Origin of the sequence: Streptomyces yangpuensis, from assembly GCF_001005295.1 — a bacterium.
Lineage (GTDB): Bacteria > Actinomycetota > Actinomycetes > Streptomycetales > Streptomycetaceae > Streptomyces > Streptomyces yangpuensis.
Map to the genome: position 1 here is coordinate 315,198 of NZ_LBMK01000003.1, position 14,602 is coordinate 329,799.

The 14,602-nt window shown below is 72.8% G+C and carries 13 protein-coding genes; 10 read left to right on the top strand and 3 right to left on the bottom strand.

The features are described 5' to 3' along the window. The first annotated feature begins 60 nt into the window (after positions 1 to 60). The 3 genes from AAT21_RS16720 to AAT21_RS16730 are packed head-to-tail and all read left to right on the top strand — an operon-like array spanning position 61 to position 2,760. On the top strand, positions 61 to 723 hold the full coding sequence (locus AAT21_RS16720) for a DUF5819 family protein (protein WP_046777675.1): 663 nt from the start codon (positions 61 to 63) through the stop codon (positions 721 to 723). After that, a complete protein-coding gene (locus tag AAT21_RS16725) occupies positions 720 to 1,934 on the top strand; it encodes an HTTM domain-containing protein (RefSeq protein ID WP_046777676.1) in 1,215 nt (404 codons plus the stop codon). Before AAT21_RS16720 ends, AAT21_RS16725 begins: the two co-directional genes overlap by 4 nt. Positions 1,935 to 1,977: 43 nt before the next feature. Beyond that, on the top strand, positions 1,978 to 2,760 hold the full coding sequence (locus AAT21_RS16730) for a TrmH family RNA methyltransferase (RefSeq protein WP_046777677.1): 783 nt from the start codon (positions 1,978 to 1,980) through the stop codon (positions 2,758 to 2,760). Here AAT21_RS16730 and AAT21_RS37595 read toward each other — a convergent pair. After that, entirely contained in the window at positions 2,644 to 3,660 is a 1,017-nt protein-coding gene (locus AAT21_RS37595) for a hypothetical protein (RefSeq protein WP_235439013.1), read from the bottom strand. The genes AAT21_RS16730 and AAT21_RS37595 overlap by 117 nt on opposite strands. Before the next feature lie 109 nt (positions 3,661 to 3,769). Here AAT21_RS37595 and AAT21_RS16740 point away from each other — a divergent pair, with 109 nt between their 5' ends. Next, on the top strand, positions 3,770 to 4,468 hold the full coding sequence (locus AAT21_RS16740) for a MerR family transcriptional regulator (protein ID WP_046777679.1): 699 nt from the start codon (positions 3,770 to 3,772) through the stop codon (positions 4,466 to 4,468). A 56-nt stretch (positions 4,469 to 4,524) separates the two neighbouring features. On the opposite strand, the gene paaN is transcribed toward AAT21_RS16740, so the two are convergent. Then, complete coding sequence (gene paaN / locus AAT21_RS16745) at positions 4,525 to 6,207, bottom strand: phenylacetic acid degradation protein PaaN (RefSeq protein WP_046777680.1); 1,683 nt, start codon at positions 6,205 to 6,207, stop codon at positions 4,525 to 4,527. Between the two features lie 124 nt (positions 6,208 to 6,331). Here paaN and AAT21_RS16750 point away from each other — a divergent pair, with 124 nt between their 5' ends. From AAT21_RS16750 to AAT21_RS16760, 3 genes are all read left to right on the top strand, one after another. Continuing rightward, a complete protein-coding gene (locus tag AAT21_RS16750; RefSeq protein WP_046778398.1) occupies positions 6,332 to 7,840 on the top strand; it encodes a 3-hydroxyacyl-CoA dehydrogenase in 1,509 nt (502 codons plus the stop codon). Beyond that, positions 7,837 to 8,424 (top strand): TetR/AcrR family transcriptional regulator, encoded by a 588-nt coding sequence (locus AAT21_RS16755; RefSeq protein WP_046777681.1) that lies wholly within the window; start codon positions 7,837 to 7,839, stop codon positions 8,422 to 8,424. The genes AAT21_RS16750 and AAT21_RS16755 overlap by 4 nt, the downstream gene beginning before the upstream one ends. A gap of 122 nt (positions 8,425 to 8,546) precedes the next feature. Further along, positions 8,547 to 10,229, top strand: coding sequence for a PKD domain-containing protein (locus AAT21_RS16760; protein ID WP_046777682.1), 1,683 nt, complete (start codon positions 8,547 to 8,549; stop codon positions 10,227 to 10,229). Between the two features lie 77 nt (positions 10,230 to 10,306). Here AAT21_RS16760 and AAT21_RS16765 read toward each other — a convergent pair whose 3' ends face one another. Continuing rightward, positions 10,307 to 10,882 (bottom strand): Lrp/AsnC family transcriptional regulator, encoded by a 576-nt coding sequence (locus AAT21_RS16765; protein WP_079025755.1) that lies wholly within the window; start codon positions 10,880 to 10,882, stop codon positions 10,307 to 10,309. A gap of 178 nt (positions 10,883 to 11,060) precedes the next feature. On the opposite strand from AAT21_RS16765, the gene pdhA reads away from it, so the two are divergent. From pdhA to AAT21_RS16780, 3 genes are read left to right on the top strand one after another with little or no spacing between them, the layout of a single operon-like run. Further along, the gene (pdhA, locus tag AAT21_RS16770; RefSeq protein WP_046778399.1) at positions 11,061 to 12,197 is read left to right on the top strand and encodes a pyruvate dehydrogenase (acetyl-transferring) E1 component subunit alpha; all 1,137 of its coding nucleotides are present in this window, start codon (positions 11,061 to 11,063) and stop codon (positions 12,195 to 12,197) included. A 47-nt stretch (positions 12,198 to 12,244) separates the two neighbouring features. Then, positions 12,245 to 13,213 (top strand): alpha-ketoacid dehydrogenase subunit beta, encoded by a 969-nt coding sequence (locus AAT21_RS16775; protein ID WP_200904434.1) that lies wholly within the window; start codon positions 12,245 to 12,247, stop codon positions 13,211 to 13,213. Next, the gene (locus AAT21_RS16780) at positions 13,213 to 14,553 is read left to right on the top strand and encodes a dihydrolipoamide acetyltransferase family protein (protein ID WP_046777685.1); all 1,341 of its coding nucleotides are present in this window, start codon (positions 13,213 to 13,215) and stop codon (positions 14,551 to 14,553) included. The genes AAT21_RS16775 and AAT21_RS16780 overlap by 1 nt, the downstream gene beginning before the upstream one ends. Positions 14,554 to 14,602: the final 49 nt, after the last annotated feature.

Consider the following 14,602-nt stretch of genomic DNA (forward strand, 5'->3'; position numbering starts at 1 on the left):
CGGCCCGTAGGGTGTCAACCTCTGTGGTCAACCCTGTGGACGCCGGACGATCGGGGCGGGATGGATTCGAACGAGCACGAGCTCGCCGAAGGGGCCGCTCCACCACCCCCGAGGGCGCCCGGAATCGCCGGTCTGTCCACCCCGTACCGGGTCGTGACCGCCCTGGCCCTGGGCGCCGTCGGGCTCGCCGCATGCACCCACCTCGCGCTGGTCTTCCTGCACGTGGCCCCGTCCAACACGCTGAGCAAGCAGCACGCGGGGACGGTCGACGCCTGGATCTATCCCGAGTTCGAACAGAACTGGAAGCTCTTCGCGCCCAACCCGCTCCAGCAGAACATCGCCGTGGAGGTCCGCGCGGAGGTGCGGACCGCCGCCGGCGAGCTGCTCACCACCGGCTGGCGGGACCTGAGCGCCGAGGACGCCGCCGCGATCCGGCACAGCCTGCTGCCGAGCCACACCGAGCAGAACGAGCTGCGCCGGGCCTGGGACTTCTACACCGGCTCCCACGACGAGGACGAGAAGCCCGTCGGCGAGCGCGGCGAGCTGTCCGAGGAGTACCTGCGGCGGATCGCGGTGAACCGGATCGCGCCGGACCACCGCGGCGGGCACATCCTGCGGATCCAGATGCGTTCGGCGAGCAGGGCCGTGCCCGCGCCGACGTGGAGCACCGAGACCACCGACACCCAGACCTACTACCGGGAGCTGCCGTGGTGGAAGGTGTGAGACGGGCGCGTGCCGCGCTGGCGCGGGCCGTCGCCGAGGTCAGCGGGCAGGCGCTGGGCCCGTACCAGAGCGCCGTCGTCCGCATCGGCTTCGCCGGCACCTGGCTCTTCTTCCTGCTGCGGGAGTTCCCCCACCGGGCCGAGCTGTACGGCCCGGACGGGCCGTGGAGCCAGGAGCTGGCGCAGCGGCTGCTCGACTCCAACGGCGCCTTCACGGTCCTGACGTGGTCCGGCTCGGCCCTGTGGTTCGAGACCGTCTACGCCGTGGCCGTGCTGGCGAGCGCCGGCCTGCTGCTGGGCTGGCGGACCCGGGCGACATCCGTGGTGTTCATGATCGGCGTGCTGTCCCTGCAGAACCGCAGCGTGTTCATGGGCGACGGCGGGGACAACGTCATCCACCTGGTCGCGATCTACCTGGTGCTGACCCGGTGCGCACAGGTGTGGTCGCTGGACGCGCGCAGGGCGCGCAGGCGGGGCTCCGCGACGGCGGGGGCGGCCGGGCCCGTGCTGTGGGGCGCGCTGGGGGCGGTCTTCGCCTACGGGGCCGCCACCGGGCGGTTCAGTCCCGGCTGGCTGGCGGCGTTCGCCGCGGTGTGGGTGGCCTGCGGACTGTGGTGGCTGGTCGATCGCCACGAGCCGGAGGGTGAGGGGCGGGCCGTCCTGGACGTCCTGGCGAACCTGCTGCACAACGCGGGCATGCTGGTGATCATGGCCGAGGTCTGCCTGATCTACGCGACGGCCGGCTGGTACAAGATCCAGGGCTCGCGGTGGCAGGACGGGACGGCGCTGTACTACCCCCTGGGGCTGGACTACTTCACCCCGTGGCCGGCCCTGTCGGCGCTGCTGGCGGGCAGCGGGACGCTGGTGATGCTGCTGTCGTACGGGACGGTGGCGGTGCAGGTGGCCTTCCCGTTCACGCTCTTCAACCGGCGCATCAAGAACGTGCTGCTGGTTCTGATGATGCTGGAGCACGCGGGGATCGCGGTGCTGCTGGGGCTGCCGTTCTTCTCGCTGGCGATGATCGCCGCCGATGCGGTGTTCCTGCCGACGGGCTTCCTGGTGTGGCTCGGGGCGCGGGCCGCGGCGCTGCGGGTGGCCGCGCCGCGGGCGCTCCGGCGTCCGGAGCGGAGCCCTGCGGGGCCTTCCCCCGTCCCGCCGCCCCCCGAAACCGGGCTCCGCCCGGACCCGGCCCTCGAACGCGGGACGGGCTGAGACGGATGTCCGGGGTGCGGGGCGGGGGCCGTAGGGTCGGGGCATGAGTGAGGATCAGGGGTCCGGGGAGATCGCGCGGGACTGGCAGGAGGCGTCCGGCCTCGGGGACCTCGTGCTCCTCGACGGGTTCCACGCGCTCAAGCACGCCCTGCGCTTCGGGGCCGAGGTGCGCCTGGCCGTCGCGGACGATCCCGGCGCCGTACGGGCCCTGGCCCGCGCGCTGGCTCCGGACGTCGAGGCCGACGTGGCCCGCCTGGTGCGGCCGGCCGTGCTCAAGGAGCTGCTGTCCCGCGTCCACCCCACCGGGGTCGCCGCCCTCGCCGTACGGCCCGACCGGGCCGCGGGCATCGCGGGCCTGGGGCGGATGCCGAGGCCCGCGCCCGTCGTCGTCCTCGACAACCCCCGCAACCTCGGCAACGTCGGAGCCGTCGTCCGCCTCGCCGCCGGCTTCGGCGCCACCGGTGTGGTCACCCGCGGCGACCTCGACCCCTGGCACCCCAACGTGGTCCGGGCCGGGGCCGGACTGCACTACGCCACCACCGTCGAGCGCCTCGCCCTGGAGGAGCTGCCGCCCGGGCCGCTCTACGCGCTCGACCCGGAGGGCGCGGACATCCGCGGCCTCACCCTCCCGGACGACGCGCTGCTGGCCTTCGGCTCGGAGCGGCACGGGATCTCCCCCGAGCTGCGCGCCCGGGCCGACCACCTGGTGTCACTGCCGATGCGCCCCCAGGTCTCCAGCTACAACCTCGCCACCAGCGTGGCCATGACCCTCTTCCACTGGGGCGGTCCCCCGCCCGGGCAGGAACACGGCGGCGAGAACGCCTAGGACTCCCCCGGCCAGGACCGCCGCGGCCGCGGTGAGGGTCGCGCCGTCCGGGTGGAGCGGTGACTGGCCGCGCAGTGCCTGCCAGGTCAGCAGGGCGAGCACCGCCGCGTACACCGCGCCGCCCACGAGGACCAGCCGCACCCGGACCCGTTCGTCGCGCAGCCGGGCGGAGCGCGGGGCGAGCGCGGCCAGGACGAGCACCAGCAGCGGGAGCAGCTGGAGGGCGTGCATCCCGAAGAAGTGCGGGACGCGCAGGTCCCCTCCGGTGGTGGACCAGCCGGTGAGGAACATCCCGGGGCCGCCGTCGGGCACCCCCACGCTGTGCGCGCCGCTCTCGGCGACCGCCCGACCGGCGGCCTCGTGGCGCTGTTGTCCGGGGGTGGGCAGGACCATCAGGAACGCGAGCGCGGCGCCGGTCAGCGCGAGGACCGTGGAGATCCGGATCGACCACGTCGTGGCCCGGTCGGCGGTCCGCGCGCTCCAGAGCAGGGCGGCGAGGACGAGGGTGCCGAGCCACAGCACGACCACGGTGTTGCCCATGAGTGCGTAGACCCCGGCGTCGAAGGGCGTGGCGTTGTTGAAGTGGCTGCGGACTCCGCGGACGACCTGCAGGGTGATCAGCGCCATTTCCACGGCGCTCGCGACGACCACCGTCGTGCCCGCCCACCAGGCGGTCCGGCGCAGTCGCGGCCGGTCCTCGCCCAGCAGCGAGACCATCCAGGCCAGGCTGAGGCAGTAGGCGACGAACGAGACCGAGAACTTCAGCGGCTTGGCCCAGATCGGTGCCCCCGTCAGCACGCGGTCGTCGACCGCGAGTCCGACGGCGCACACGACCGCCCACAAGGCCATCACCAGGGCGAACAGCACCAGCGGGCGGTGCCACGTACGCCAGGAGGACATCGTCATTCATACCCCCGTCATGAATGGATAGCGATGCTGTCCGCTATCTGATAGCGCCACTATCTATGATGGGGGCGGATTCGGGCAAGAGAAATCAGGGTGAACGCACGTGCGCATCGGAGAGCTGAGCCGCCGGACCGGGGTGCCGGTACCGACGATCAAGTACTACCTGCGGGAGGGGCTGCTGCCCGCCGGCGAGCTGACGAGTCCCAACCAGGCCAGCTACGGGGAGGGCCACGAGCGGCGGCTGCGGCTGGTCCGCGCGCTGCTGGAGGTCGGCGGGCTCTCGGTGGCGGCCATCGGTGAGGTCCTCGCGGCCGTCGACGACAAGGACGGGCCGGTGCACGAGTTGCTGGGCGCGGCGGCGACGCGGCTGGTGCCGGAGTTCGGCGACGGCGGCAGAGGGGGTGGCAGAGAGGCCGACAGCAGGGCCGGCGGCGACGGTGGTGGTGCGCCGGACGCGGAGACCGTACTGGCGCGGGACCGGGTGGCGCGGCTGATCGAGGCGCGCGGCTGGCGGATCGAGCCCGGCAACAAGGCCGCCGAGGCGCTGGTGGCCGCCCTCGCCTCGCTCGCGCGGGTGGGGCACGGCGGCTTCGTGGACCTGCTCGACGACTACGCCGAGGCCGCCGAGCGGGTGGGCCGAACCGACCTGGACTACGTCGCCCGGCGGGTGGCCCGCGAGGACCTCGTCGAGGCCGTGGTGGTGGGCACGGTGCTGGGCGACGCGGTTTTCGCCGCCCTGCGCAGGATGGCCCAGGTGGACGCCTCCGCCCAGATGTTCGGGGAGGAGGCGCCCAGGGCGTGAACGGGCGCCGGACGGGACCGCGTCCGGCGGTCCCGTCCGGTCGTTGCGTCCGGCGGCTACGCCTGGCGGCGGACCTCCACCACGCGGAAGCGGTTCGAGACGAAGGCGCCGTCGCACAGCGCGGCATTTGCCGCGGGGTTGCCGCCGGAGCCGTGGAAGTCCGAGAACGCCGCGGTCTGGTTGACGTAGACCCCGCCGGTCAGGTTCAGCGAGAGCTGCGCGGACTCCTCCAGGCAGACCTCTTCGAGGGCCCGCTCGGTGTCGGGGGAGGTGGTGTAGGCGCCGACCGTCATGGCGCCCTTCTCCCGCACGGTGCGGCGCAGCAGGTCCAGCGCGTCCTGCGTGGAGTCCACGGCCACCGCGAAGGAGACCGGGCCGAAGCACTCGGAGAGGAAGGGCGCCTCCGGGTCCGGCTTGGCGGCGTCCAGCTTGACCATCACCGGCGTACGGACCACCGCGTCCGGGAACTCGGGGTTGGTGACCTCGCGCGACTCCAGCGCGACCTCGCCGAGGTCGGCGGCCGCCTCCAGGCGGGCCTTGACGTCCGGGTTGACCAGCGCGCCGAGCAGCGCGTTGGCCCGGGCGTCGTCACCGAGCAGGCCGCCGACCGACGCCGCGAGGTCGGCGACGACCTCGTCGTACGACTTGTGGCCGGCGTCCGTCGCGATGCCGTCGCGCGGGATCAGCAGGTTCTGCGGGGTGGTGCACATCTGGCCGCTGTAGAGCGAGAGGGAGAAGGCCAGGTTGGCCAGCATCCCCTTGTAGTTGTCGGTGGAGTCCAGGACGACGGTGTTGACGCCGGCCTTCTCCGTGTAGACCTGGGCCTGGCGGGCGTTGGTCTCCAGCCAGTCGCCGAACTCCGTGGACCCGGTGTAGTCGATCAGCTTGATCTCGGGGCGGACGGCGAGGTCCTTGGCGATGCCCTCGCCCGGACGCTCGACCGCGAGCGCCACCAGGTTCGGGTCGAAGCCCGCCTCCGCGAGGACCTCGCGCGCCACCTGCACGGTCAGGGCGAGCGGCAGCACGGCCCGCGGGTGCGGCTTGACCAGCACCGGGTTGCCGGTGGCCAGCGAGGCGAACAGGCCCGGGTAGCCGTTCCAGGTCGGGAAGGTGTTGCAGCCGATCATGAGGGCGATGCCGCGGGGGACCGCGGTGAAGGTCTTGCCGAGCTCCAGCGGGTCCTTCTTGCCCTGCGGCTTCGACCAGTCCGCCTGTCCCGGGACCCGGGTCTGCTCCTCGTAGGCGTAGGCCACGGCTTCCAGCCCGCGGTCCTGCGCGTGGGGACCGCCCGCCTGGAACGCCATCATGAAGGCCTGGCCGCTGGTGTGCATGACCGCGTGCGCGAACTCGTGCGTGCGGGCCGAGATGCGGGCCAGGATCTCGATGCAGACCAGGGCGCGCGCCTCCGGGCCGGCGTCGCGCCAGGCGCCCATGCCGGCCTTCATCGCGGGCAGCAGGACGTCCGGGTCCACGTGCGGGTACTCGACGCCCAGCTCCGGGCCGTACGGAGACACCTCGGCGCCCGCCCAGCCGTCGGTGCCCGGCTGGCCGAGGTCGAACCGCGTGCCGCGGAGCGCCTCGAAGGCGGCGAGCCCGTCGGCCGGGGCGGTCTCGCCGTACGCCTTCGGGTGCTCGGGATGCGGGGACCAGTAGGCGCGGCTGCGGATCGCCGACAGGGCCTGGTCCAGGGTGGGCCGGTGCTTGGCGGACAGCTGGGGGACGGTGAGCTCGGCGGCCATCAGGGACCAACTCCTCGTTGAGCCGGGCGAAGGAGAGCAGACTGGAGTTAGAGTAACCGAACGATCGGTCGGGACAAGAGGGCCCGGCGGACCTGTGGACAAGTCGGTGCGGGAGGATCAGGACATGACAGCAATCGAGCGGTCCCGCACTGTGGCGGTCGTCGGCGCGGGCACCATGGGCCAGGGCATCGCCCAGGTCGCCCTTCTCGCAGGTCACCGGGTGCTGATCTACGACATCGACGCCGCCCTCGCTGCCGACGGCGTCGGCATCGTGCAGGACCGTGTCGAGCGGATGGCCGCGAAGGGCCGTCTGGACCGGGCCGAGGCCGAGGAGGCGATCGGCCGGATCGCCCCCGCCCGGGCCCTCGCGGACCTCGCGGGGGCCGCCCTCGTCATCGAGGCGGTCGTCGAGAACGTCCAGATCAAGCAGACCCTCTTCGCGGCCCTCGAAGAGGTGGTGGAGCCGGACGCGCTGCTCGCCACAAACACCTCCTCCCTCTCCGTCACCGAGCTCGCCGCCGGCCTCGCGCACCCCGGCCGCTTCCTCGGCCTGCACTTCTTCAACCCGGCCCCGCTGCTCCCGCTCGTCGAGGTGGTCAGCGGCTCCGCGAGCGACCCTGCCGCCGTCGAGCGCGCGTACCGCACGGTCCTGGGCTGGGGGAAGACGCCGGTCCGCTGCGCCGACACCCCCGGCTTCATCGTCAACCGGATCGCCCGCCCCTTCTACGCCGAGGCCTTCGCGGTGTACGAGGAGCAGGGCGCCGACCCGGCCACCATCGACGCCGTGCTCCGCGAGAGCGGTGGCTTCAAGATGGGCCCCTTCGCGCTGACCGACCTGATCGGCCAGGACGTCAACGAGGCCGTGACCCGCTCCGTGTGGGAGTCCTTCTTCCGCAGCCCCAAGTTCACCCCGTCCCTGGCGCAGCGCCGGCTGGTCCAGTCGGGCCGCCTGGGCCGCAAGTCGGGGCACGGCTGGTTCCCCTACGGCCCCGACGCGGCCGCCGAGCCGCACACCGCCGGACCCGAGGAGGCCCCGGCGAAGGTGACCGTCGTCGGTGACCTCGGCCCGGCCGCCGCTCTGGCCGACCTGCTGGAGGAGGCCGGGATCGCGGTCACGGCCACCGAGCACGGGGGCCCGTACATCCAGCTGCCCGGCGAGGGCCAGCTGGTCCTCGCGGACGGGAAGACCTCCGTCGAGTTCGCGGACGTCGTCTACTTCGACCTCGCGCTCGACTACCGGGGCGCCTCCCGCATCGCGCTCTCCGCCAGCGAGGACACCAGCGAGCGGACCCTGTCCGAGGCGATCGGCCTCTTCCAGAAGCTCGGCAAGCAGGTCTCCGTCATCGGCGACGTCCCCGGCATGATCGTCGCCCGGACCGTCGCGATGCTGATCGACCTCACCGCAGACGCCGTCGCCCGCGGCGTGGCCTCCGCCGAGGACATCGACACCGCGATGCGGCTCGGTGTCAACTACCCGCTGGGCCCCTCCGAATGGCACGACCGGCTCGGCCGGGACTGGGCCTACGACCTGCTGCACCACCTCGACGAGCGCTGCCCCGGCGGCCGTTACGCGCCGTCGCTGGCGCTGTTCAAGCTGGGTTACGCGGCGGGCGACGAGGAGGACGCCCGGTGACGACGGCCAAGCGCGACACCTACACCCCCGAGACGCTGTTGTCGGTGGCCGTCCAGGTCTTCAACGAGCGCGGCTACGACGGCACCTCGATGGAGCACCTCTCCAAGGCCGCCGGCATCTCGAAGTCCTCGATCTACCACCACGTCACGGGCAAGGAGGAGCTGCTGCGGCGGGCCGTCAGCCGCGCCCTCGACGGGCTCTTCTCCGTGCTGGAGGAGCCGGGCGCGGTCCGCGGCCGGGCCGTCGAGCGCGTCGAGTACGTCACCCGCCGCACCGTCGAGGTGCTGGTCGGCGAGCTGCCGTACGTGACGCTGCTGCTGCGGGTACGGGGCAACACCCGCACCGAGCGGTGGGCGCTGGAGCGCCGCCGCGAGTTCGACCACCAGGTCGCGGACCTGCTCAAGGCCGCCGCCGCGGACGGCGACCTGCGGGCGGACGTGGACATCCGCCTCGCCACCCGCCTCCTCTTCGGCATGGTGAACTCGCTCGTCGAGTGGTACCGCCCGCACCCGGGCACGGGCCCCGAGCAGCTCGCGGACGCCGTCGTCCACATGGCCTTCGACGGCCTGCGCACGGCCCGCTGACCAGCGGGGACCCGCTGCGGCGCACCGCTGGGAACTTCTGTAACCTGAGCGGGATTTCAGCCTTGAGCGCGTTCAAAACATCGCATTCAGGGCCATCGCACCGAACGAAAATGGGGGGAACGGTGCGCAGTCGCCGTCTCGTAGTCTCATCCGCCGCGCTCGTCGCGGCCGTCATCGGTTTCCTGCCGGGCACGGCCCAGGCCGCGGATCCGTCCGCGCCGGGCGCCCAGCGGGTCGCCAAGCCCGCCGACCCGAAGAAGATCGGCGCGTCCAACTTCAGGACCTTCACCAGCGGCGCTGACAGATCCGTCCGCAAGGGGCCCTCCGGCGTCGCCCGGGCGGCGGGCGCCGCCGCCGGGAACCCGGACCTGAAGGTCGCCCTGAGCGCCACCAACACCGGTGCGCACTCCCTCCAGCTGTGGGCGGAGGTCACGAGTGCCGATGCGGCACTCGAGGTCACCGTGTCCTGGGGCGACGGGAAGGTGGAAAAGCTCGCCGCCTCCGGCTCCGCCCAGCTGTTGCCGCTGCACACCTACGCCGAGGTCGGCGAGTACAAGATCACGGTCGGTGTGAACGACGCCGCCAACAACGTGTCCATCGAGAACGAGCTCGAGGTCGTGACCTCGGGTTCCGAGTTCACGCCGTACGAGCCGACGCGTCTGCTGGACACCCGTGAGGGGTTCCGCGCGCCGAAGGCCAAGGTCGCCCCGTACAGCTCCGCCCGGGTGAAGGTCGGCGGCTACGGCACGATCCCGGCCGGAGTGCGGGCCGTGGTCCTCAACGTCACCGTCACCAACACGACCAGTGGCGGGCACATCACGGCCTTCGACGCCGGCAACGAGCGGCCGAACGCGTCGAACATCAACTTCGAGCCCGGCCAGACCGTCCCGAATCTGGTCGTCGTGCCGGTCGGCAACGACGGCTCCGTGGACCTGTACAACGGCGGCTGGGAGTCGGTCGACCTGATCGCCGACATCACCGGCTACTTCATGCCGCAGGCGGCCAACGGTTACACGCCGATGGACCCGACCCGCTTCGTCGACACCCGCGAGGGCCTCGGCACGAGCAAGGGCCAGGTCCCCGGTCAGACGAGCTTCGGCACGCAGATCGCCGGCCTGCGCGGGGTTCCCCAGGGCGTCAAGGCCGTGGCGCTCAACGTGACGGTGACCGGCCCGAAGGAAGCCGGCCACCTGATCGTCCACCCGGGCGGAGGCAAGATCCCGCTCGCGTCCAACGTGAACTTCACCGCCGGTCAGACCGTCGCCAACTCGGTGATCGTGCCGGTCGGCGCCGACGGGTCCATCAACATCCGCAACAACGCCTGGGCCGGCGCCGACGTGATCGTGGACGTCCTCGGCTATTACAGCCCGGCCGGCCAGGGCGCCTTCATGCCGCTCTCGCCGATGCGCTTCGTCGACACGCGCAACCCCGACGCCGCGATCATCCCGCTCCGCGGACCGATCGCCGGCCGCGGCTACGCCGCCGTGCCGTTCTTCACCGAGGAGAACGCCGACTTCACCGCCTACGTGCTGAACACGACCGTCACCAACACGGCCGGCGGGGGCTTCCTCTCGGTCGCCCCGGACCCGAACTCGGCCGAGCAGTACGAGAAGGGCACCGCGGTCACGCCGGCGCGGCCCGGCGCCTCGACCCTGAACTGGACGAAGGGCAGGACCGTCCCGAACCTGGTCCAGGCGAGCGGGGGCAAGCACGGCATCGTCGACTTCTGGAACCAGGGCTGGGAGAAGGCCGACCTCGTGGTCGACATCTCCGGCTACTACGAGAACCCGGTGATCAACCCGTAGCACCCGCGGGTCGCTGCCGCACAGCGCCCCGGTAACGGCCCTCCAGGCCCTTACCGGGGCGCTGTCACTCGTTCGGCCTAGTCCGCCGTGATCGCGGGGCCGGGGCCGGGGCCGGGGCCCGGGCCGGGGTCCAGGAGGTCCGTCTCCTCGAAGACCAGCAGAGTGCGCGTCGAGAGGACCTCCGGGATGGCCTGGAGGCGGGTCAGGACCAGCTCGCGCAGAGTCCGGTTGTCCGGCGTGTGCACCAGGAGCAGGACGTCGAAGTCGCCGCTGACCAGGGCGATGTGCGCGGCGCCCGGGAGTTCGCGCAGCTGCTCGCGGACCGTGCGCCAGGAGTTCTGGACGATCTTCAGCGTGATGTAGGCGGAGGCCCCCTGGCCCGCCCGCTCGTGGTTGACGCGCGCCGTGAACCCGCGGATCACCCCGTCGTCGATGAGCCGGTTGATCCGCGCGTAGGCGTTCGCCCGTGAGACGTGCACCTGCTCGGCCACCGAGCGTATGGACGCCCGGCCGTCCGCCTGGAGCAGCCGCATGATCGACCGGTCGATCGGGTCCAGGGGGCGGGGTGCGACGGGCGGGACCGCAGGGGCTCCGGGTGCGGTCCCCGGCGGAACCGGTGCGGAACCGGCCGCGGCCATTTGTTCATCCGGCATTGCCCGATGCCTCCCTCTCCTGGACGTCCTGCGTCCATCCCAGGGCCCCGGCGCCCGTTTGTCCACAGCCTGGAGCCGCCTGTAGCCAAATTGCGCGGACAACCGAACAATCGGTAGGTGAGGGGCCTCACATCCGGGGCACCCCCTGCCCGCTTCCCACGAGGAGGTGTACGCCGCCATGACGGTCCAAGAGCTGCCCGGTGCCGGTGCGTCCCACCGTTCCACCCCGCCGCCCGCCTGGAGGCCCCGCACGGACGCCGCTCCGCTGCTTCCGGACGCCGAGCCCTACCGGGTGCTGGGCACCGAGGCGGCCGACCGGCTCGACCCCGCGCTGATGCGCCGCTGCTACGCCGAACTGGTGCGCGGCCGTCGCTACAACGCCCAGGCCACGGCGCTCACCAAGCAGGGCCGGCTCGCCGTGTACCCCTCGACCGTCGGCCAGGAGGCCTGCGAGATCGCCGCCGCGATGGTGCTGGAGGAGCAGGACTGGCTCTTCCCGAGCTACCGCGACACCCTGGCGGCCGTGGCGCGCGGACTGGACCCCGTACAGGCTCTGACCCTGCTGCGCGGCGACTGGCACACCGGCTACGACCCGCGTGAGCACCGCATAGCCCCGCTCTCGACCCCGCTCGCCACCCAGCTGCCGCACGCGGTGGGCCTGGCGCACGCGGCGCGGCTGCGCGGCGACGACGTCGTCGCCCTCGCCATGGTCGGCGACGGCGGCACCAGCGAGGGCGACTTCCACGAGGCGCTGAACTTCGCCGCCGTGTGGCAGGCCCCGGTGGTCTTCCTCGTGCAGAACAACGGCTTCGCGATCTCCGTCCCGCTCGCCAAGCAGACCGCCGCCCCGACGCTGGCCCACAAGGCCGTCGGCTACGGCATGCCGGGCCGGCTGGTCGACGGCAACGACATCGCGGCGATGCACGAGGTGCTGGCCGAGGCGGTCCGGCGGGCCCGGGCCGGCGGCGGACCGACCCTGATCGAGGCCGTCACGTACCGCATGGAGGCGCACACGAACGCCGACGACGCGACGCGTTACCGCGGTGACGCCGAGGTCGAGGCGTGGAAGGCACACGACCCGATCGACCTGCTGGAGCGGGAGCTGACCGCGCGCGGGATCCTCGACGAGGCGGGCATCACGGCCGCGCGCGACGAGGCCGAGGCGATGGCGGCGTCCCTGCGCGACGGGATGAACGCGGATCCGGCGGTGGACCCGATGGACCTGTTCGCGCATGTCTACGCGGAGCAGACCGACCGCCTGCGCGAGCAGGCGGCCATGCTCCGTGCCGAGCTGGAAGCCGAGGACCAGACGTGACGACGGTGGCGGCGAAGTCCGCGAAGACGGGGGCCAAGCCCGCGACGATGGCGCAGGCCCTGACGCGGGCGATGCGCGACGCGATGGCCGAGGACCCGACGGTCCACGTGATGGGCGAGGACGTCGGCACGCTCGGCGGCGTCTTCCGGATCACGGACGGCCTCGCGAAGGAGTTCGGCGAGGACCGCTGCACGGACACCCCCCTCGCGGAGGCCGGGATCCTCGGCGCGGCGGTCGGCATGGCCATGTACGGGCTGCGGCCCGTGGTGGAGATGCAGTTCGACGCCTTCGCCTACCCGGCCTTCGAGCAGCTGATCTCGCACGTGGCGAAGATGCGCAACCGCACCCGCGGTGCGATGCCGCTGCCGATCACCATCCGTGTGCCCTACGGCGGCGGGATCGGCGGTGTGGAGCACCACTGCGACTCCTCCGAGGCGTACTACGTGGCGACGCCCGGCCTGACCGTGGTCACCCCGGCGACCGTCGAGGACGCCTACGGGCTGCTGCGCGCGTCGATCGCGAGCGACGACCCGGTGGTCTTCCTGGAGCCGAAACGGCTGTACTGGTCGAAGGCCGACTGGTCGCCGCAGGCGCCGGCGGCCGTCCCGGGCATCGGGAAGGCGCTGGTCCGGCGGACGGGCACGAGCGCGACCCTGATCACCTACGGGCCCTCGCTTCCGGTGTGCCTGGAGGCGGCCGAGGCGGCCCGCGAGGAGGGCTGGGACCTGGAGGTCGTGGACCTGCGCTCCCTGGTCCCCTTCGACGAGGAAACGGTCGTGGCGTCCGTCCGCCGCACCGGGCGCGCGGTGGTGGTCCACGAGGCCGGCGGCTTCGGCGGACCGGGTGCGGAGATCGCCGCCCGCGTCACGGAGCGGTGCTTCCACCACCTCCAGGCCCCGGTGCTGCGGGTGACGGGCTTCGACATCCCGTACCCGCCGCCGATGCTGGAGAAGTACCACCTGCCCGGTGTCGAGCGGATCCTGGACGCCGTGGCCCGCCTGCAGTGGGAGAACTGATGCCGCAGGTCATGGAATTCAAGCTGCCGGACCTCGGTGAGGGCCTGACCGAGGCCGAGATCGTGCGGTGGCTGGTGGCGGTGGGCGACGTCGTCGCCATCGACCAGCCGGTCGTCGAGGTCGAGACGGCCAAGGCGATGGTGGAGGTGCCCTGTCCGTACGGCGGCGTGGTCACCGCCCGGTTCGGCGAGGAGGGCGAGGAGTTGCCGGTCGGCGCCCCGCTGATCACCGTCGCGGTGGGCGTGCAGTCGGTTCCGGAGGCCGGGACGGCCGCGGAGGACGAGGCCGAGGGCTCCGGCAACGCGCCCCGGCCCCTGATCGGTTACGGCTCGGACCACTCGCGCCCGGCGCGTCGGCGACGGGTGCGACCCGTCACCGCCGCGGTGTCGGCGCCCGTCGCGGCCCCGGTCGTCGCCCCGGCTCAGGTCGCCGTGGCCCCGGTGGCGCCGGCCGCTGCGGCTCCGGCCGGTCCGGTGCCCGTCATCTCACCGCTGGTGCGCAAGCTGGCCAAGGACGGCGGCGTGGACCTGCGTGCCCTGCACGGTTCCGGCCCGGAGGGCCTGATCCTGCGGGCCGACGTCGAGGCGGCCCTGGCCGCGCTGACGGCGCCCGCCCCGGCCCCGGCCGCAGCCCCGGCGGCGGTGGCGGCGCAGGGCGAGCGGATCCCGCTCAAGGGGCTGCGCGGTGCGGTCGCCGAGAAGCTGTCGCGCAGCCGCCGGGAGATCCCGGACGCGACCTGCTGGGTCGACGCCGACGCCACCGAGCTGATGGCGGCCCGGGCCGCGATGAACGCGGTCGGCGGGCCCAAGATCTCGGTGCTCGCGCTGCTGGCGCGGATCTGCACGGCCGCGCTGGCCAAGTACCCCGAGCTGAACTCCACCGTGGACCTCGCGGCCAAGGAGATCGTCCGGCTCCCGTCGGTGCACCTGGGCTTCGCCGCGCAGACCGAGCGGGGCCTGGTGGTCCCGGTGGTCCGGGACGCGCAGGGCCGCAACCCGGAGTCCCTGTCGGCGGAGTTCGCGCGGCTGACCGAGCTCGCCCGCGCGGGCAAGCTGGCCCCGGCCGACCTGACGGGCGGCACCTTCACCCTGAACAACTACGGGGTGTTCGGCGTCGACGGCTCCACGCCGATCATCAACCACCCGGAGGCGGCGATGCTGGGTGTGGGCCGGATCATCGACAAGCCGTGGGTGCACCAGGGGCAGCTGGCGGTCCGGAAGGTGGTCCAGCTGTCGCTGACCTTCGACCACCGGGTCTGCGACGGCGGTACGGCGGGCGGCTTCCTCCGCCACGTCGCGGACTGCGTGGAATCCCCGGCGGTCCTGCTGCGCAGCCTGTAGCGGTGCGGTGCGGGGCAGGGCGGGACCGCTGTGCGGACCTTCTCCCCGC